This is a genomic window from Citricoccus muralis (assembly GCF_003386075.1).
GTDB lineage: Bacteria > Actinomycetota > Actinomycetes > Actinomycetales > Micrococcaceae > Citricoccus > Citricoccus muralis.
This window is the reverse complement of sequence record NZ_QREH01000001.1, coordinates 1783601-1802949: the sequence shown is the minus strand read 5'-3', so window position 1 is coordinate 1802949 and position 19349 is coordinate 1783601. Positions and strand designations below refer to the sequence as shown.

Annotated in this window: 17 protein-coding genes; 13 read left to right on the top strand and 4 right to left on the bottom strand. The window is 60.0% G+C overall.

What is annotated here, in order from left to right; translation table 11 throughout:
• Window positions 1-21: 21 nt before the first annotated feature.
• From C8E99_RS07940 to C8E99_RS07915, 7 genes are all read left to right on the top strand, one after another.
• Complete coding sequence (locus C8E99_RS07940) at window positions 22-1068, top strand: SDR family NAD(P)-dependent oxidoreductase (protein WP_281269062.1); 1047 nt, start codon at window positions 22-24, stop codon at window positions 1066-1068.
• Window positions 1065-2168 carry a polysaccharide biosynthesis C-terminal domain-containing protein gene (locus C8E99_RS07935; RefSeq protein ID WP_115931836.1) on the top strand — a complete coding sequence of 368 codons (1104 nt, stop codon included), beginning with the start codon at window positions 1065-1067 and terminating at the stop codon, window positions 2166-2168. The genes C8E99_RS07940 and C8E99_RS07935 overlap by 4 nt, the downstream gene beginning before the upstream one ends.
• A 28-nt stretch (window positions 2169-2196) precedes the next feature.
• Window positions 2197-3306: a non-hydrolyzing UDP-N-acetylglucosamine 2-epimerase gene (wecB, locus tag C8E99_RS07930; protein ID WP_245952167.1), complete on the top strand. Its 1110-nt coding sequence runs from the start codon at window positions 2197-2199 to the stop codon at window positions 3304-3306.
• Window positions 3303-4313 (top strand): glycosyltransferase, encoded by a 1011-nt coding sequence (locus C8E99_RS15770; RefSeq protein ID WP_147301205.1) that lies wholly within the window; start codon window positions 3303-3305, stop codon window positions 4311-4313. The genes wecB and C8E99_RS15770 overlap by 4 nt, the downstream gene beginning before the upstream one ends.
• Window positions 4310-5566: a nucleotide sugar dehydrogenase gene (locus C8E99_RS07925; RefSeq protein WP_115931834.1), complete on the top strand. Its 1257-nt coding sequence runs from the start codon at window positions 4310-4312 to the stop codon at window positions 5564-5566. The genes C8E99_RS15770 and C8E99_RS07925 overlap by 4 nt, the downstream gene beginning before the upstream one ends.
• Window positions 5567-5649: 83 nt before the next feature.
• Entirely contained in the window at window positions 5650-6894 is a 1245-nt protein-coding gene (locus C8E99_RS15765; RefSeq protein WP_147301204.1) for a hypothetical protein, read from the top strand.
• Between the two features lie 130 nt (window positions 6895-7024).
• A complete protein-coding gene (locus tag C8E99_RS07915; RefSeq protein ID WP_115931832.1) occupies window positions 7025-8131 on the top strand; it encodes a glycosyltransferase in 1107 nt (368 codons plus the stop codon).
• A 258-nt stretch (window positions 8132-8389) separates the two neighbouring features.
• On the opposite strand, the gene C8E99_RS07910 is transcribed toward C8E99_RS07915, so the two are convergent.
• Window positions 8390-9535: a polysaccharide pyruvyl transferase family protein gene (locus C8E99_RS07910; RefSeq protein WP_115931831.1), complete on the bottom strand. Its 1146-nt coding sequence runs from the start codon at window positions 9533-9535 to the stop codon at window positions 8390-8392.
• Window positions 9535-10680: an MATE family efflux transporter gene (locus tag C8E99_RS15760; protein WP_147301203.1), complete on the bottom strand. Its 1146-nt coding sequence runs from the start codon at window positions 10678-10680 to the stop codon at window positions 9535-9537. Before C8E99_RS15760 ends, C8E99_RS07910 begins: the two co-directional genes overlap by 1 nt.
• Window positions 10681-11009: 329 nt before the next feature.
• Between C8E99_RS15760 and C8E99_RS07905 the strand changes: the two genes are divergently transcribed.
• From C8E99_RS07905 to C8E99_RS07885, 5 genes are all read left to right on the top strand, one after another.
• Complete coding sequence (locus C8E99_RS07905; RefSeq protein ID WP_115931830.1) at window positions 11010-11375, top strand: hypothetical protein; 366 nt, start codon at window positions 11010-11012, stop codon at window positions 11373-11375.
• Complete coding sequence (rfbB, locus tag C8E99_RS07900) at window positions 11372-12370, top strand: dTDP-glucose 4,6-dehydratase (protein ID WP_115931829.1); 999 nt, start codon at window positions 11372-11374, stop codon at window positions 12368-12370. Before C8E99_RS07905 ends, rfbB begins: the two co-directional genes overlap by 4 nt.
• Entirely contained in the window at window positions 12370-13824 is a 1455-nt protein-coding gene (gene rfbD / locus C8E99_RS07895; RefSeq protein ID WP_115931828.1) for a dTDP-4-dehydrorhamnose reductase, read from the top strand. Before rfbB ends, rfbD begins: the two co-directional genes overlap by 1 nt.
• Before the next feature lie 81 nt (window positions 13825-13905).
• Window positions 13906-16035 (top strand): glycogen debranching protein GlgX, encoded by a 2130-nt coding sequence (glgX, locus tag C8E99_RS07890; RefSeq protein WP_115931827.1) that lies wholly within the window; start codon window positions 13906-13908, stop codon window positions 16033-16035.
• A gap of 128 nt (window positions 16036-16163) precedes the next feature.
• Window positions 16164-16712, top strand: coding sequence for a hypothetical protein (locus C8E99_RS07885; protein WP_170144558.1), 549 nt, complete (start codon window positions 16164-16166; stop codon window positions 16710-16712).
• A 104-nt stretch (window positions 16713-16816) separates the two neighbouring features.
• Here C8E99_RS07885 and C8E99_RS07880 read toward each other — a convergent pair whose 3' ends face one another.
• Together C8E99_RS07880 and C8E99_RS07875 are read right to left on the bottom strand one after the other, a co-directional pair.
• Complete coding sequence (locus C8E99_RS07880; RefSeq protein ID WP_115931825.1) at window positions 16817-17746, bottom strand: nucleotidyl transferase AbiEii/AbiGii toxin family protein; 930 nt, start codon at window positions 17744-17746, stop codon at window positions 16817-16819.
• Window positions 17743-18777, bottom strand: coding sequence for a type IV toxin-antitoxin system AbiEi family antitoxin domain-containing protein (locus tag C8E99_RS07875; protein WP_115931824.1), 1035 nt, complete (start codon window positions 18775-18777; stop codon window positions 17743-17745). Before C8E99_RS07875 ends, C8E99_RS07880 begins: the two co-directional genes overlap by 4 nt.
• Window positions 18778-18973: 196 nt before the next feature.
• Between C8E99_RS07875 and C8E99_RS07870 the strand changes: the two genes are divergently transcribed.
• Entirely contained in the window at window positions 18974-19324 is a 351-nt protein-coding gene (locus C8E99_RS07870; protein WP_115931823.1) for a holo-ACP synthase, read from the top strand.
• Window positions 19325-19349: the final 25 nt, after the last annotated feature.

Sequence of the window (19349 nt, the reverse complement as noted above, 5' to 3'; positions counted from 1 at the left end):
GAGCAAGCATGGAGGACAACAGTGAGTGACAAGAGCGAACCAAAGCAGGCGGTTCCCGAGTCCGTGCTGATCACCGGCGGCACTGGCAGCTTCGGCCACCGTATGGTGCGTTACCTACTCGACCAGGGCAGTGAACGGGTCCACGTCCTGAGCCGGGATGAGGCCAAGCAGGATCAGATGCGCCATGATCTCGGTGACAACCGGATCCGCTACTTCCTCGGCGATGTCCGAGACTATGACAGCATCCGTGCGGCCATGCTGGGAGTGACTCACGTCTTCCATGCGGCGGCACTCAAGCAGGTGCCGTCGGCGGAGTTCTTCCCGATGCAGGCCGTCAAGACCAACGTCACGGGCAGCGAGAACGTCGTCAAGGCCGCGGAGGAGGTCGGCGTCGAGTCCGTGGTGTGCCTCAGCACGGACAAGGCGGTGTACCCGGTCAACGCCATGGGCATGACCAAGGCCCTGATGGAAAAGGTCGCCCAATCGCACGGCTTGGAGAATCCGCAGGCCAAGACCGTGGTTTCCTGCGTGCGCTATGGCAATGTCCTGTATTCCCGGGGCAGTGTGGTCCCTTTGTTCATCAACCAGCTCAAGGCCGGCAAGAAGATCACTGTCACGGATCCGGACATGACGCGCTTCATGATGAGTCTCGATCAGAGCGTAGACCTGGTGCACTATGCCATGAACAACGCCGAACAAGGCGACCTCTTCATCCGCAAGGTCCCCTCGTGCACCATCGGGACGTTGGCAGCCGCTGTCTGTGAGCTCTTCGACCGGGTACCGGACATGAACATCATCGGCACACGCCACGGCGAGAAGCTCTCTGAGCAACTGGCCACCCGCGAGGAATTGGCGCGGGCAGTGGATCATGGCGACTATTTCCGGGTGACTGCAGACAAGCGGCAGCTGGACTACACACCCTTCTTCGAGGAGGGCAGCAAGACCGTGAACACCTACGAGGACTACGACTCGCACACTGCCCGGCACATGGATGTCGAGGAGACCAAAGACCTTCTCCTGAGTCTCCCTGAGATCAAACTCGAGCGGAAGAACTGGGGGCTGGCGTGAGCATCATCGCGGCAACCGGTGCCGGTGGATTTCTGGGGTGGCATCTACGGATCCGCAACTTCTCCAGGACGGGTGAAGACGTCCGTTCCATTCACCTCGGTGATGACTTCGATCTGGCTGATGCGACCGCGGCCATTGAGGGTACTGACAGGCTCGTCCATGTGGCGGGAGTCAACCGCGGCACCGCTGAAGAGGTCGCCCGGGGAAATCGCCTGATGGCCAGGCAAATTGCCGAGACCCTCAGGAACGCTCCGAGCCGGCCGGAGGTGGTGGTTTTCGCCAACTCCATCCAGGCGGGCAACGGCTCCGAATACGGCTCTGCCAAGCAGGATGCAGCGCGCATCCTGGAGGACGCTTGCAAAGAGCTGGGACTGACGTTCGTAGACCTGCTCCTCCCTAACCTTTTCGGCGAGCACGGCAAGCCGTTCTACAACTCCGTGGTGGCGACGTTCTGCCACCTGACGGCCAACGGGGAACCTGTCCAGGTGCAGCAGGACAAGGAACTCCAGCTCATGCACGCCCAGGTGGCGGCAGAAGCCCTCCTGGACGCCCGGGCGTCTCAAGACCTTGACACCTACCGGACAACGGACGTCACCGTGTCGGAGCTCGCCCAGAAGCTGTCCGACTTCCACGAGATCTACTCTCGGTCGGAGATCCCAGATCTGACGGACTCCTTCGACCGGGACCTGTTCAACACCTACCGGTCCTTCGCCTTTGAGGCCCGGCCTGCCCAGCCGCTCGAACCGCGCGCCGATCAGCGGGGACACCTGGTGGAGACGGTCAAGAGCCATGGTGGCGAGGGACAGACGTTCTTCTCCACCACGAGACCGGGCGTGATCCGCGGGCAGCACTATCATCTGCGGAAGATCGAACGTTTTGTGGTTCTGGCCGGTGAGGCCTCACTCGGGCTGCGGCGCATGTTCTCCACGGAGACGATGACGATCAACGTCAACGGCGACCAGCCCCAGGCTGTGGATATGCCCATCGGCTGGGTGCACAACATCTGCAACACGGGCACGGACGATGACGTCCTCACCCAATTCTGGACCAACGAGATCTTCAACCCCGATGACACCGACACGTTCTACCAGGAAGTCTGAGGCTGCTGTGACCAAGAAGTTGAAAGTCATGACCGTTGTGGGGACCCGGCCGGAGATCATTCGGCTGGCGTGCGTGATCCGCCGGCTGGAGGCCACTACGGACCACATCCTGGTGCACACGGGCCAGAACTACGACTACAACCTCAACGAGGTGTTCTTCCGGGACTTGGGGCTGCGGAGTCCGGACCATGTCCTGAACGTGGACACCTCGTCCCTCGGGGCGGTGCTGGGAGACGTGCTGCGGGGCACTGAGCGGGTGCTCCTGGAGGAAAAGCCCGACGCCATGGTGGTGCTGGGGGACACCAACAGCTGTGTCTCCGCCATTATGGGCAAGCGGCTCAAGGTCCCGGTGTTCCACCTCGAAGCCGGAAACCGATCCTTCGACCCGAACGTTCCCGAGGAGATCAACCGACACCTCGTGGACCACGTGAGCGACTACAACCTCGTCTACACGGAGCACTCGCGGCGCAACTTGCTCTCGGAGGGACTGCACCCGCGCGATGTCATGGTGATGGGTTCGCCGATGCTGGAGGTGTTGACGCGCTACCGCGATCAGATCGACGCCTCGGACGTGCTGGACCGGCTCGGGCTGGAACAGGGCGGATACCTCTTGGCCAGTGTGCACCGCGAGGAGAACGTGGACCGTAAGGACCGCCTGGAGCAGGTCTTGGCGTCCCTGCAGGCGGTGGCCGCCGATCAGGGCGTACCGTTCCTCGTCTCAACCCATCCCAGGACGCGCAAACGGATTGAGCAGTACGGGTTGGAGACCAACAGCAACCTCCATCTCCACGAGCCCCTCGGCTTCCACGACTACAATAAATTGCAACTTGCGGCTCGTTGCGTAATCTCAGACTCGGGCACCATCTCGGAGGAGTCGTCGATCCTCGGGTTCCCAGCCGTCACCCTGCGCGACGCCATCGAGCGGCCGGAGGCCCTGGACACCGGCGCCATCATCACCACCGGCCTGGACCCGGATGACGTTGTTGACGCTGTCAGGATCACCATCGACCAGCACCGCGTCGACGGACGGACCACCATCCCTGCGGACTACCAAATTGCCGATTCCTCACGGCGCGTGGTGAACTTCATCCGGTCCATGGCCACTACGCATCACGAGCGAAAGGGAATCAGAGAATGACTCGTTCATCCACCGTGATTGACAGCGCCGGTGCAATCGGCGGAGGGTCAGCTCGTTTCCTTCGAGAGCTCAAGCGCTTCCTAGTCCAGGAGCAGCCGGAAGATGTCATGCTCCTTGGCGATGACCGTCAGCTTTCGCCCGGATGGTTGTTGCGCCGAGAAGCGATCGCAGCGTCCGCGGCTCAGAGGATATCTCTCAATAACGTCGGTTTCGCTATGCCGCGGGGACATAACATCACACTATTACGCAACATCCTGCAGTTCGCCACGCAGCAGGATATGGACCAGCTAGGGTTCTCCCCCTCTCGACGGCTTAGGCTGCAGACGCCGGTGGTGCGCACGCTGGCCAAAGCGTCAGACGTACTCGTGGTCCCGTGTACGCGGATGGCGGACCAGGTACGTCGGATCTCGCCTGCGCTCGACCGAAAGTTGACCGTTAGATTTCATCCAGTCGCCAAGCCGTCTTGGGCTGGAGAAGCGCCGGAACAGCCCCGCGATGTGCTAGTCCCAATCGTGCCGCAACCGTACAAGAACCTGGACCAACACCTGCCGGAGTTTCTCAACGCCACCGACGAAATAGACGGGGAACCGATTCGTCTCATTGTCCCATCAACTCCCGATGCTCTCTCGGTGGTTGCGGGTCACCCACGTGTAGTGTTTATCGGTCCGCAGACTTCTTCCCAGCTGGAAACTTGGTGGCGCCGATGCGGTGCCGTCTTTTTCCCCGTCGCGTTTGAGTCATTTGGTTATGCACTGGCCGAGTCCCGCGTCTATGGACGAGCGGTCATAGCTCAGGACACAGCACAAAATCATGAGATCGCGGGGAGAGCCCTTCGACCATACCGCCGCGGTGACACAGCCAGTTTGAAGACCGCTGTGACTGAAGCCTTGCAGCGTGTGCCCGACCCTGATGCGGGGCCGTTTGATCCGACCAACTATTTTCAGTGGCTACTGAATGGTGCCGAAGCTGCGGGACAGCAGATGAATTCGAAGGAGACGAGCGAGTGAGCAAGACCGTTGTGATCGGGCAAGGCTATGTGGGACTCCCATTGGCAAAAGAAGCGGCCCTGGGGGGGTTGAGTGTGGTGGGCCTAGACCTCAATACCCAGGTAGTCGATGATCTTAATTCGGGACGATCTCACGTGGACGACATTTCAGATTCAGAGGTCCAGGAGATGCTTCGTCTCGGTTATGTAGCGACGAGCGACCCACACATCATCTCCGAGGCTTCCACTGTCATTATCTGCGTGCCGACTCCCCTCGGGGACAATGGAAGCCCAGATTTGGGGGCAGTGGTGGGAGCCACGAAGTCGATTGCCAGCAATTTGAAGCCGGGCACCACGGTAGTTCTGGAGTCAACCACCTACCCAGGGACAACTGAAAGCCTCGTCCTTCCCATCCTCAGGGAGTCCGGACTGGAACTTGATCGGGACTTTTGGCTGGCTTTTTCTCCAGAGCGAATCGATCCAGGGAACTCAAAGTACGGCCTGCGTAATACGCCTAAAGTGGTAGGTGGGGTCTCAGCGAAATCTACGGTGGCGGCCGTAAATTTCTATGATCAGGTAGTGGACAAGACGGTTCCGGTTCGCAGTTCTCGTGAGGCAGAGACCGCGAAGCTTCTTGAGAACACGTACAGACACATCAATATCGCGCTTGTCAATGAGATGGCTAAATTCTGTCATGAACTTGAAATTGATCTGTGGGACGTAATTGAGGCTGCTAGGACCAAACCGTTTGGATTCCAGGCATTCTATCCAGGGCCAGGTGTTGGTGGACATTGCATTCCTATCGACCCTAACTACCTCAGCTATGAAGTCGAACGCCGTTTAGGGTATCCGTTCAGGTTTGTTGAATTGGCGCAGGAGATTAACAATTCTATGCCAAGATATGTTGTCTCCAGAGCGCAGGATCTTCTCAATCAACATAGTAAGGCGCTTAGGGGCGCCAAGATTCTTCTTCTAGGGGTCACCTATAAGGCGGACATTGCGGATGAGCGTGAGTCACCAGCCGTGCCGATCGCCTCGCTATTGGCTGAGAAGGGCGTTGAGCTACTTTTTCATGATCCCAAAATCAAAAAGTGGAATATAGACGATAGAACTATTGAAAGCGTTAGTGACATAGAAGCTGCCATTGCTGATTCTGATCTTTGTATCTTGCTCCAAGCGCATGGGGACTACGATGTAGATTCTCTTGCACGCAAGTCCAGGCTTTTCCTTGATACTCGAGGGAAGGTTTCGAGGCAGATAGGGAACCGTCTTTGACTCGAACTCATGACAAGGCCTTATATAATCGGCGGAGACAGTCGAGACGAATCGCGGGCGTACCGCAGTTAATAGTGGGCCTTATGTGCCTTGCTGCGTTTGGTCCGTATGTCGCCGGACCAATCAGAACCGAGCAGCTGATTATCTACGCGTTGGCGCCAATTGCCCTATTACTGGCTCCCAATCTGCGTCGTTGGAACATTCTGATTCTCATTCTCTGGTCTTTCGTGATCGTATCGTCTCTATTTGGATACGTGTTCCCGTATATGGGAGGAATGCCGAGATCGGCAGGTTCACCACTGGCCGGGCTTGACAATCTCGCGCTGCCATTGGTCGTCATGTTCGTAATCTGGACATTCGTTCCACCGGCTGTCGCTATTTCGTCACTTCGAATGGCGGCAGCTGTTGTAACCATCGCTTCTACGGCCAACGCCGTGTTGGCCATTGCCACCAGCATTTCGCCTTCACTGGCACTGTCACTTCAGGGATTCTGGACCGGCGGTGACACAGCTGTGTCAGTCGCCGAGAATTCAATGATTATGGGCAGGTACTCTGGAATTTTCGGACAGCCAGCCGAAGCAGGAGTCATGTATTCTCTAGCGGTCATACTGGCCGTCTGGAGATTCTCTCGTCACCCGATATTGATGTACATACTGCTGTCTGTCCTGACAGTCGGTGGCATCCTGACCGTATCCAAGATCTTCATTCTCGTTGGGCTGCCGATAGTTCTTCTGTTGCTTTGGCTACTTAATCGCGGGGCTGCACGGAGCGGTTTGGTCCTTGCGGCTGTCATGGCAGTGTCCTTAGTCGCTCTTTCTGGATTCCTTCAACAATGGGATGGGTTCTCATACTTCAGCCGGCTCTTCGAATTTCAAGAAGGGCAGTCTGCGGTGGCGCTGTATACCGCTAATCGCTGGGATGAAGGATCGTTTACCCTACAAACGATCGGGTTCGTACTGTCTGCCTCCCCGCTGATCGGGATGGGGCTCGGAGGCCTGGCAGTTCCTTACGATTCCCAGTGGACGGAGTCCATCGTCATGGGCGGAATATTCGCGACAACCGGCATCGCCCTGACCTTGTTCGTGCTGTTGCGAGGAATGCTTAAAATTGCAGACCGCAGCTTGCGATTGACTGCACTTGCCTTTTGGGCAGTATTGATTGGAGGCTCATTTGGTTTGCCGGTACTCACAGGGAACCGAATCGCTACCGTCACGTGGGTAGTCGTTGCTCTCTTCTTGGTCGTTGCGAATGCGCAGCAGGACGAGGACGCTGCCCGCGGTAACCATGCCGTCAAGTGGCTACATGGGAGTCTTCCCAATCGAGGGTGAGTAGGAGGTCCTCCCGTCGAATATCTCGCCCGACAAGGGACTTATCGTCAAGATATCCGTTGAGGCCGTGCAATCGAAGCAAGATGGGCACCAATATTAGTAAGCGCGAATACGAAAGACTGGGAGAGTCATGAGTCACGAAAAGGGTGTCGTTTGGAAGGAAACGTGGCTTGGTCACTCTGAGACATTTATCCGCGACCAACTTGCCACTATGGAGTCATGGGACTTCTTGAAGATGGGCTTCCATCAGACCGAAGATCCGCTTCTTACGCCTGACTTTGCGCCATATGGGAGAAGGCGACTGGACAAGTTGAGTCGACAGCTTCTCGGAACTTCTCTTCACCGAAGTCGATATGCTTCGAAGATTAAGGATTTCGACGCGTCCCTCGTCCATGCTCACTTCCTTTCTGGAGGAATGACGATCGCTCCTTTGTCAAGCGAACTGAGGCTTCCTCTGGTGACGACTCTTCACAATCCGCGCGTTACGCCTAAGGAATACGGGGTACCCGACCACTTTAGGGGTGTGTATCGGCATAGGCTCAGTGGTTTGATGCGATCTTCGTGTCATTTCGTCGCGGTTTCGCGATATGTGGCTGACGCTGTCATCGCCGCAGGCCTACCGCGCAATAGGGTAGATGTCATACATATAGGGACGCCCATAGTCCCACAGGTGTTCTCCGATTCGCGCGAAGGGATCATATTCGTTGGGCGACTTATTGAGATGAAGGGGCCGATGGATCTCCTTCGAGCTGTCGACAGTCTCCCGGCTAAGTTGCGGCGCGTTCCGGTTACAATCGTCGGGGACGGCCCCCTGAGATCTGAACTGGAGAAATTCTCGATCGATGCCGGTCTGAACGTTCAGTTCACAGGCTGGCTCGCAACTAATGAGTTGCCGGAAATCTTGTCGAGTCAACGGATTTTCTGCGCGCCGTCTAAGGCAGACTCCCTTGGTGTCCGTGAGGGCTTCGGCATGGTTTATCTTGAAGCGGCTCTACAGGGCCTGCCATGCGTAGCGTATAAGTCCGGCGGGGTCGTTGATGCAGTCCAAGACGGGCAGACTGGCCTGCTTGTCGCGGAAGGCGATATCCTTGCGCTTTCCAGAGAGCTTGAATCCTTGCTACGAGATGAAGCTGGAGCGTGTCAGTTGGGGTGGGCCGGTAGGCAGCGAGCGGAGCAACAGTTCGACATTAAGTGGCAATCCCATTTGCTGGAGACGTTGCTATCGAACACGCAATAACATCGCGCTACCTACAGGTTTTGATCCTAAGCTCGATCCGATAGCTGTCGGAAACCATAGCGTTGTGTGGGCGTGGAGCTATGGCGTCCTGCGGCGCGGGGTGCAGCCTAGCCGACGGTTTTCGCGTACTCAATTGAGTCGCCACGATTCTCCGGACCCGCGGGGCGCACACGTAGAGTTTGTCCTGATTGAACCGCACGTCATTGACTCAATACACTCCAGCTGCGGCGCGGCTCGCGTCTTGTGTTCAGAAAATAGTTAGCGCCTACGCAATGAACGGCGAATTTTGTTGGTGCCGTCGATCACAAGGCCCTTGAGCTGGAATCTCAGCCGACTTGCAGGAGTGAACGTCGTCCTCTGAACGGGGGCTGAGATAGACCCTAGGGTGTTCAATGCTTGTGTAAGGGCGTCTTCCGACCGGGGGTAGTCCGAATGAGGCGCGGGGTCAACCGTCTCTTTGAAGACACTTAATCCGGTGTATGGAACTCCGAAGTAGGACGAAATCTTTGGCGCGTATACGATCGGGTACATCGGAACGCCCAGGTATCCCCAAACTGCACTGGAATGAAGTTTCATAGAAATTGCAATCCGTGTGGAACATATTTCTTGAGTAAAGTCAACGATGTTGTCGGAGGTATAAATATGAATTTCTGTGGCGGTAGATGCCAATAAGGTGGCAACTTGATGAGTGAACTCGACGTCCGGCCCTCTTCCGGCTTTGGATTCCAAGACGAAGAACTTGACCACATCTATTTCATGCTGAGCCTGCACGGACTCTATGTGGCTGGCCAGCTCTTGAGCAGAAAGCCCTGGCCATGCCCTTAGTGCAACGCCGAGAGAGTTGCTTGGCGCCTTGGGCCGCATCGGAGTAATGAGTTGCTCCAGAAAGTGCTCGTCGATGAAGTCAGCAGCAATTTCGGCGTTCCAGCCGAAGTCCAAGGCGAGTTCCTGGGACTGGCGGTCGCGGACGTGCAAAACGTCAAAAGGACTGTCGTGTTTCCGGAAATACTGAACCCAGTCCTTACTGACGGGACCAAGCCCCAGTCCGACGCCGATAACCGGCGCTGGCGTGTCTGGAAGGTGGCGAAGCCATTGATAGGGCTTGAGTGAGTGCTGCCAAGTCTGGATGAGGCCCCCGCCGCCCACGATCATCACATCCGCCTCTGCAAAGTTCTCTTGAAGTGCGCGGCTCCATGGCCAATCGCGTACTGGTGCGACACGCTTCAGCTCCCGGGGTAGCGAAATATGCTGTCGCACCTCTTCGAGTGGAATAGGGTTTCCGAATGAAAGAAAAGTAGCTTTGGATTCCGGAAAGGTCTTGGAGATCGAGTGGAGTACAGAGATGAGGATTAGGTCATCCCCATAATTGCCCGCCTCGCCGAGCAGTATCATTCCAAATTCCATTATAAATTTCCCTTCACTAGTGAGCGATAGCTAATCCACCATACTGTTGCACTGACGGCCGAGGTGAGGAGCATTGCGAATGCCGCCCATATATAGCCGCCGATCACCGCTGCCGTGACGATGACTGTTACTCGCAGTGGGGCCATTACTGTCCGGATGACCAACGTGCGGCGATGCGCCCCTAAGCTTCTGTGGCCGGCGAAGGGCACATTTGCTACGAGAGAGAATATAAGCTCAGCAGACAGGATGGGGAGCACGTTCCGCGTTATGTACCAGGTCTCTCCGAGTAGCATGTGACCCCATGAATCGGGAATTAAGTTCACTCCAATGGTTAGTGGAATGGCGGCGACGAATAGTGCAATAGTGACATTTGCGGCCGGAGTGACGCTATTGGCGTTAGCTTGTAGTCCCCTTGAAAGAAATGGAATGATCAGTGCCCGAATGCTCGTTGCGACTACCGTGATCGGGCCTAATAGGGTTCCTGCTCCTCGCACCGATGCGTTTACGCTGTGTGCTGCAATTCCTCCGAGCAAGAAGGTTGTCAACTGCGTCGCACCAGAGCCTAACGCGTAATCAGTAGCGTAGGAACTCGATTCCTTGATGGAGACCTGGCGTCCCCGCAATGAAGGCAGGAGGCTAATTTTCTGAAGCACGCAGCTTATATATCCAGTTGCGGCTGAGGCGATCAGCCAGAGTGTAAATAGAATCAGGGGCTGTGTTCGGATGCTGGGTATTAGGAGACCTGACGACACAATCGCCAACTTCATAAATTCTTGGGTAACCGCCATCCTCGGATGCCCGAAAACCATGGATACGAACTTTGCATAGTCTGCCAGGGCGATCGAATGGCTGAGAATTCCCACGATTACCAAATATGGTTGCTGAGCCAGGAATCCCGCAACAAGGGCAACTGCACCTATGAGCAGGCCATAGGCGGAGACCTGTCGACCTGAAATGCGGAGGTTGGGAATTCCCATGAGTCGTGCCGCCGAGGGTTCGCTGACCATTGCTCGGGTGAGGCCTGTGATGGCCATATATCCGGCGAATCCAATCGCGAACATGGCGACATCTGCAATGGTCCCCGAGCGTGCGATAAAGATCGATAGTAAGAGACTAGAGGCGCTAGAGAAGGCCGTGCTGGCCACGGAACCGTACGACCTCTTGCTGGAGAGCCCTTTGCGGGCGAAGTCACGAAACGAGTTTAGCCACCGCATCGGTTGACGTTTCATCGATCAATTCCCTGCGATCTGACCATGGCGACTTACATCACGACTACTGGGGGCAACCACACCCACGTTACATGACTATTTCTCCACGAGATGCTCCGCCGTTTTACCTCATGGTGGTTTCTTGACGCCGTGCGATCCTGCAAGAGAGGGTCTGCTCGAAGGAGTCGCTTTATCGCTAAGGGATCATAGAATGGCGTGATAGGCACCCTGTCTTCCGGCGTCGCCAGTACTTTTATGGGCACCCCATGGCTGGTGAGGATGCCGATGCCGGCCCACTTCCGGACATCCTCTGGCTCGAGCCGGATGCCACTGCCAAGGATGAATCGGACTTGGAGTCATACTGGGCTAACTCGATCGCCTTCTATCTCACCGGCCACTATTTGCCGGCGGGCGGTCGGCGCGCCGCGGACGACGCCGACCATGACTTCTACGGATTGCTTAACACCCATTGGGAACCGGTCGAATACACGCTGCCGGACTCTCCCTTCCCAGATTCGTGGAAATCAAGGACCTTACATAGCGGAGGGCTCCTGGGCCTACACCTGCGCGTGGTGATCGAGTACCAGCCACCGGGGGCTTGCCACCGCGTTGCGAATACGTTGAACGGGTGAGTACCTTTCTAGTCACGGGCGGCGCTGGTTTCATTGGGTCCAACTTCGTCCATTACGTCATGGAGTCCACTGACCACCGCGTTATCGTGGTGGACAAGCTGACCTACGCCGGCAACCGTGCATCGTTGGAGGCGCTGCCCGCCAACCGGATGATGATGATTCAGGGGGACATCGCGGACGTCGGCCTCCTGGACCAGCTCATGCCTCAGGTGGATGCCGTGGTGCACTACGCGGCCGAGTCACACAATGACAACTCGCTCAACGACCCGTGGCCCTTCGTGGACACCAATATTCTGGGGACCTACGCGCTCATTGAGGCAGCCCGTCGGCATGACGTCCGTTTCCACCACATCTCCACGGACGAGGTTTACGGGGATCTGGAGTTGGATTGTCCCGAGCGGTTCACGGAGAGCACTCCGTACAACCCCTCCAGCCCCTACTCCTCCACCAAGGCCGGCTCGGACCTGCTGGTGCGGGCTTGGGTGCGCTCCTTCGGCCTGCGGGCCACTATTTCCAACTGCTCCAACAACTACGGTCCCTACCAGCATGTGGAGAAATTCATCCCGCGGCAAATCACCAACGTGATGGACAGCGTGCGCCCCCGCCTCTATGGGGAGGGGCTCAACGTGCGGGACTGGATCCATGCCAACGATCACTCCTCGGCCGTGCTGACCATCCTCGAGCGCGGCCGGCTGGGGGAGACCTACCTCATCGGGGCGGACGGGGAGCAGAACAACAAGACCGTGATCGAGTCGATCCTCGAGATCATGGGCGAGCCCGCCGGTGCCTACGACCACGTGATGGACCGCCCCGGGCATGACCTGCGCTACGCGATCGACTCCACCAAGCTGCGTACCGAGCTGGGCTGGTTCCCGCAATACTCCGACTTCCACGGGGGTCTGGAGGCCACCGTGCAGTGGTACCGGGATAATGAACCGTGGTGGCGGCCCCAGAAGGCCGCCGCGGAGGCAAAGTATCAGCTGACGGGACAGTGATGGGCACAGCTCGGGATACGGGGCAGGAACGCGCTGCGGCGGCCGTCCAATTCTCGAAGCCCCTCGCCGCCCAGCCCACCACCATCCCCGGGCTCACCTTGTTCGACCTGCCCGTGCACGGTGACAACCGCGGCTGGTTCAAGGAGAACTGGCAACGGCAGAAGATGACCGAGCTCGGCCTGCCGGATTTCGGGCCGGTGCAGAACAACATTTCCTTCAACGCCAGCCGCGGCACCACCCGCGGTATCCACGCCGAACCCTGGGACAAGTACATCTCCGTGGCCACCGGTTCCGTGTTCGGGGCCTGGGTGGACCTGCGCCAGGGCAGCACCTTTGGCCGGGTATTCACCGCCGTGATCAATCCGTCCACGGCGATCTTCGTGCCCCGTGGTGTCGGCAACGCCTTCCAGTCTCTCGAGGACAACACCACCTACACCTACCTGGTCAACGACCACTGGTCCGCCGAGGCCCAGGCGCAGTACACCTTCCTCAACCTCGCCGACTCCACGGCGGCCATCGACTGGCCCATCCCCCTGGATCAGGCCGAACTCTCGGACAAGGACCGCGCCCATCCACCACTGGCCGAGGTGGTGCCCATGGCCCCGGCGACCACGCTGGTGCTGGGGGCCACCGGCCAACTCGGCCGGGAACTGGTCCGCCAGCTGGCCGACCGTCCCGGCGTGGAGTTCCTGGGACGGGACCGGTTCGACCTGGCAGACCCGGCCGCCGTCGGACGCATCGAATGGCGCCGCGTGGGCACCGTGGTGAACGCGGCCGCCTTCACCGCGGTGGACGAGGCCGAGACCGAGGACGGCGGCCGGGCAGCATGGGCGGCCAACGCGGAGGGGGTAGCGCGGCTGGCTCAGGCCTGCGCGCAGCATCAGGTGACATTGATCCACGTCTCCACCGACTACGTGTTCGACGGCACCAAGGACGGCGCCTACACCGAGTCCGACCCGCTGCGTCCGGTCAACGCCTACGGCACCTCCAAGGCGGCGGGGGACCTGGCCGTCGGTGTGGTGCCGCGGCATTATCTGCTGCGGACCTCGTGGGTGATCGGGGACGGGAAGAACTTCGTGCGCACCATGCAGCAACTGGCCGAGCGCGGGATCGCCCCGTCCGTGGTCTCCGACCAGATAGGCCGGCTGACCTTCACCCAGGACCTGGCCGAGGCCATCATTCACCTCCGCAACGGCAACGCTCCCTATGGGACGTACAACTTGACGAACAGCGGGGAACCGGGGAGTTGGGCGGAGGTCGCCCGGTGCGTCTACACGCACACAGACCGGCCTGCGCGGGACGTCACCGAGGTGAGCACCGAGGAGTACTTCGCAGGGAAGTCCGTGGCGCGCAGGCCGCTGAACTCGGTGCTGAACCTGACCAAGATCGAGGCCTCCGGATTCACGCCGCGGGACCAGTGGGAGGCCCTCGAGGAGTACCTCGCGGCCCCCTAGGCGTAGACCCGGGTCACACCGGCATCTGGGCTACATCAACATAGACTGTTCCTCGGAATCCGCTTCCATCCGAGGAGACACATGGTCGAGACCACTGCCGGCGTGCCGTACCCCCTGGGCGCGACACTGGATGAGGACGGGACGAACTTCGCGCTCTCCGTCGGCGAGGATGCCGAGAAGGTGGAGTTGTGCCTCGTGGACGCTGATGGCGCTGAGACCTGCGTGGAGCTGACGGAGCGCTCGGGGAACACCTGGCATGCGCACGTGACCGGTGTGGGGGACGGGCAACTGTACGCGTACCGGGTGCACGGGCCCTGGGACCCGGCCTCCGGGCTGCGGTACAACGCTGCGAAGATCCTGCTGGACCCGTACGCCAAGGCGATTACGGGTGACTTCAATTGGGGCCAGTACCAATTCTCCTATGACTTCGAGGATCATGACGCGATCGACACCTCGGACTCTCTGGGTCACACCATGCTGGGCGTGGTGGTGGACGACTCCTTCGACTGGGGCGAGGACGAGCAACCGGATATCCCCTTCAATGAGACCGTCATCTACGAGACCCACGTCAAGGGCATGACCAAGTTGCACCCGAAGGTCCCCGAGGAAGCACGGGGCACCTACGCCGGATTGGCCCATCCCGCGGTGCTGGAGCACCTCACGAAGCTGGGCGTGACGGCCGTGGAGTTGATGCCGGTGCATCAGTTCACCAACGACTCTTCCCTGCAGGACAAGGGGCTCTCCAACTACTGGGGATACAACACCCTGGGTTACTTCGCCCCGCAGAACACCTACTCCTCGGCAGGGGACACCGGCGGGCAGGTGCGCGAGTTCAAACAGATGGTCAAGGATCTGCACGCCGCGGGGCTAGAGGTGATCCTGGACGTGGTCTACAACCACACCGCCGAGGGCAACCACATGGGACCCACCCTGTCCTTCCGCGGCATCGACAACGTGAACTACTACCACCTGGTGGAGGGCGACGAGCGCCACTACATGGACTACACCGGGACCGGGAACTCGCTGAACCTCTCCCACCCCATGGTGCTGCAGTTGGTCATGGACTCCCTGCGCTATTGGGTGCAGGAGATGCATGTGGACGGATTCCGGTTCGACCTGGCCACCACGCTGACCCGTTCGGACGGCGAGCGGGGCCCGGACATGATGGGCGGGTTCTTCGACGTGATCCGTCAGGACCCCGTCCTGCGCACCGTGAAGCTCATCGCCGAGCCCTGGGATGTGGGTTGGGCCGGGTACCAGGTGGGCAACTTCCCGGGGCTGTGGAGCGAGTGGAACGGGAAGTACCGGGACTCCGTGCGGGACTTCTGGCGCGGCGAGCCTGGGACGCTGGCCGAGTTCGCCACCCGCATCACCGGCTCGGCTGACCTCTACGAGGACGACGGGCGCACCCCGCGGGCCTCGGTGAACTTTGTGACCGCCCACGACGGCTTCACGTTGCGGGACCTGGTCTCCTACAACGAGAAGCACAACGAAGCCAACGGCGAGGACAACAACGACGGCGAATCCCACAACAGCTCGTGGAACTGCGGCGTGGAGGGGGACTCCGAGGACGCCGAGGTCCTCAAGCTCCGCGCCCAGCAGCAGCGGAACTACCTGGCGACGCTGATGATCAGCCAGGGGGTGCCGATGATCAGCCACGGCGACGAGCTGGGGCGGACGCAGCAGGGCAACAACAACGTGTATGCCCAGGACAACGAGTTGTCCTGGGTCCATTGGGATGACGCTGACGAGGACCTCATCGAGTTCACCTCGCGATTGGTGTCACTCCGGCAGGATCACCCCGTGTTCCGGCGCCGGCGGTACTTCGACGGGCGGCCAGCCGCGCGCGCGGATTCGATGGCCTTGCCGGATATCGTGTGGCTCGAGCCGGACGCGACGGCCAAGGACGAGTCCGATTGGGAGACCTACTACGCCAAGTCGATTGCCTTCTTCCTCAACGGGCACGACTTGGCAGAGTCCGAGCGGGGTGTTGATGCGGACGGCAACGGGGGCGACCACGACTTCTACGTGCTGCTCAACGCGTACTGGGAGCCCGTGGAGTACACCCTGCCCGGTGAGCCGTTCCCGGACGCCTGGGATCTGGTGGTGGACACCGCCGACGCCACCCCGGACACCACCGAGTTCTCCGCCGGGGACCGGATCTCCGTGCCCGGCCGGGGCATCGTGATCCTGCGGTCTGCCCAGCGGTGAAACTGGATCAACTGATGGACGGCCGGGACGGCGACGGCAGGGGACGCGATGCTCGGGTCCGGCGCCTACGGAAGGCGACCGGTCGACGTCGGGCGCGCCGCTGGATCCTGCGCGGAGCGGGACTTGTGGTGATCGTGTTCCTGGGGGTCGGCGTCGTGCTGGCATGGCTGACAGTTAACCCGCGGTTGAACCCGGCGCCACAGGTGGACGCGTTGATCGTGCTCTCGACCCAGTCCGGCGCCCACGACGAGGCCCGGCGACTGGCTGAGGAGGGCGTGACCGACCGGCTGCTGGTCTCGACTCCGGAGGATGCCCCGGCGAGCCTCTGTCAGGAGTCACCGGGCGGGGCCACCGTGGAGTGCTTCTCGCCGGACCCGGTGACGACGCAGGGGGAGGCGATCGTCGGGACGGAGTTGGCGCGTGAGCACGGGGTGGAGAGCCTCGGGGTGCTGACGTTCGACCACCACATCGAGCGATCCCGCATGCTGATGGACCGGTGCTGGGACGGCGAGCTGCATATGTACGAGTTTGAGCCCGTCCGCGGCCGACGCGGATATATGTACGACTTCGTCTATGCCATGGCGGCCTATGCGAAGACGTTTGTCACGCCGGGGTGCTCCGCTGAGCCGCCCCAGTGGATGCAGACGCCGATCGATCATTTCAAGCTGGACAGGTAGGAGACCGGTATTGGCAGCTTCCCGATCTCTTCGTTCTCCGGGCAAAGCTTGAAAGTGCGTGAGCCGTCGTCCGTGGCGTCGCCGCATGGAAAGGATAGGGAGCATCATTGGTCTTGTGTTTTAGCGACTGTCCACGCGCCTGTCTCCGGTGACCAATGCTGGCCGTTCGGGGATCGCTCGAATGTGGGTGCCAGGAGAGCGGTGACGAGTTCCACCGCGCCGGCGAACGTGAGAACGTCGCCACAGGCCGGCACTCGCCGTGCCTCCGCCGGGTAGAGACGGTTCCAATGTGCAGGCGGCTCGAAAAATGGGGAACCGGGGAGGCTTCGGTGCGTCCATTCCGCGGTGATGGCTTCAATCAGTTCGGCTCCGTCAATGCGTTGTGTACGAGCAAACACGACGAGGTCGACAAGGTCACGAACCCGACTCGATGGTTGGTCGCCGGCGGTGCCGTACGTGCTCTGCGTGGCACAGAGCTTGTCGGCGATGTGCTCGACCACCGGGTAGAGCCGCACTTGCGCGGGCGGCACAGTGGGCACGAGTGTGGGACGGGTCTGGATGTCAGGCTCTGCGGTCATCAGAGAGCCGGTGACGAGATCAACGCTGAAATGTTCACGGCGTTTGACGCCGCAGTATGCGTCGATAGAGACCTTGTAGCCCTCCACGTCGGGTTGCATCGTTCCACCGCCCGCTGCACGTGTTCCGGTGATCACGAAACGGAAGTGATCGTTCAGATCAATCTCTACTGCTCTGCGTAGTCTCTCGACCGCGGCGTCGAGGTCGCCCAGCTCGGCGAGGAGATCGATGTCTTTCGTAGTGCGCGCATCATGCACTCGGGTGAGCACGGCGTTGCCGCCTTTGAGCACCCATTCGTTGACGGGAAGCGCGAACACCCTTGCAAGGAAACGGTCAACGACGAACCGTCGGAGCAAGACACCTGCTGACACGTCGGTCGCCTGTGATTCCATCTTGGCTCGTGCGGTGACGGCCGCCCAGAGGGCGTTGCCGTCTCGGTATGGCAGTTTGTCCGTCAAGTTGATGGTGCCTCCTTGCCGGTGTCCACCGTCGTCAGTGTGGACGGAGGCCATGAATCTGCCGGTATCGACCGGAGGATCTCGGGGAGCCAAGCGGGAACGCTCGCGCCGAGCGCGTTTCGGAACTCTTCGGTGTCGAGAGGAACCGTGAACTTTGCCGCGTCGATGATCGCGGACACATCGATCTTCGGCAGCACGCCGTCGGGGAACTGGGGGAGCGCAGCGTTTTTCGCGAGTGTTGCCATTGCGGCGGTACCTAGCGGACCAAGCACGTTCTTTGGAAGGTCGAGTTTCGCGACGGTTTCGATGATGCTCTTGATCGCTTCGAGTTGTCCTGCAGAGACGAGCGCCTTCCCCAGGTCGCTGGCAGCGAGGTTCGCCGCGAGCGCCGCGCCACTGAGCCCCACCAGATCGAGGAGGTACTCGAGAAGTGCAGCGCCGGTCGGTTGCCCGTTCCTGTGTGCGAGCGGTTCCAGCGCGATCGCCATGTCCTTACGTGAAGCGAGACCGCGCCGGAGCATATCGCCGGCGATCTCCGCGACGTGAGAGGGGTCTTGCCCATCCTGCAGAAGGTCTGCGAGCGTGCGGGCAGGCGTCGTGACCGGCAGGCCCTCCACGATCGTCACGTCGTCAGTTCTGAGCGTGCCACGATGCAGGCGAATGCCGCGACGGCTCTGCTTCCTGTTAGGCAGCGTGATCTCGGGTTCGTCGTCCAGCAGATCTCCGACCTCATGCAGAGCCGCTGCTGAGGTATGCGAAATCACCCCCGACGCGACGGGATCGCCCAGTCGCTCCTCTGCCAGGATCTTGGGCTCTAGAGACAGCCAGGCGGCGCGCAGCGGCGTGTGCTCATCCACAGCCGCCGGTGTCGCGTAGATTCCTCGATCGACGCGTTCAATCACACCCGCATCGGCGAGCCGGGCAAGCTGAAGCCGTGTGACACCATCCGCTTCAGCTTGTGCGGTTGTGAGCAGACCCCATTGGCGAGCTGCCAGCTCTGATGTCCGCGCTGCAACCTTAGCTACTCCCATGACTTCGATTGTATCATCTGAGGGATACTGATGAAGTATCGACTGTGATTCAGTGTGCGGAAAGATCCGCCACGGCGTCCAATCGCCGATTAACGCCTCAGTGATCTAGACGAGGCTCGCATAAGAAGTGGGCTGCCGAGGTAGTTTCTCCACATAAGGGGCGGGTATGCCGCCGTAGACTGCATACGATGGACCTATGATCATCGGCATTGGCGTGGACGTTGTCCTGGTAACCCGTTTCAAGCAGCAGCTGACCAAGGCGCCCGCCCTGCGGGAACGCCTCTTCACGCCGGCCGAACGCGAACTCAACACCCGGTCCCTCGCCGCCCGCTTCGCCGCCAAGGAAGCCGTGGCCAAGGCCCTCGGTGCTCCGGCCGGCATGAATTGGCAGCATTGCCAGATCGACATCGACGCCGCCGGTGCCCCTCACATCGTGGCCATCGGCACCGTGGCCGACGTGGCCGATGCCAAGGGCGTCAAGAAGTGGCATCTCTCCCTCAGCCATGACGGGGACGTGGCCACCGCGATGGTCGTTGCCGAGGGCTGAGCTGCCGAGCGGAGGGAAGCTTGCT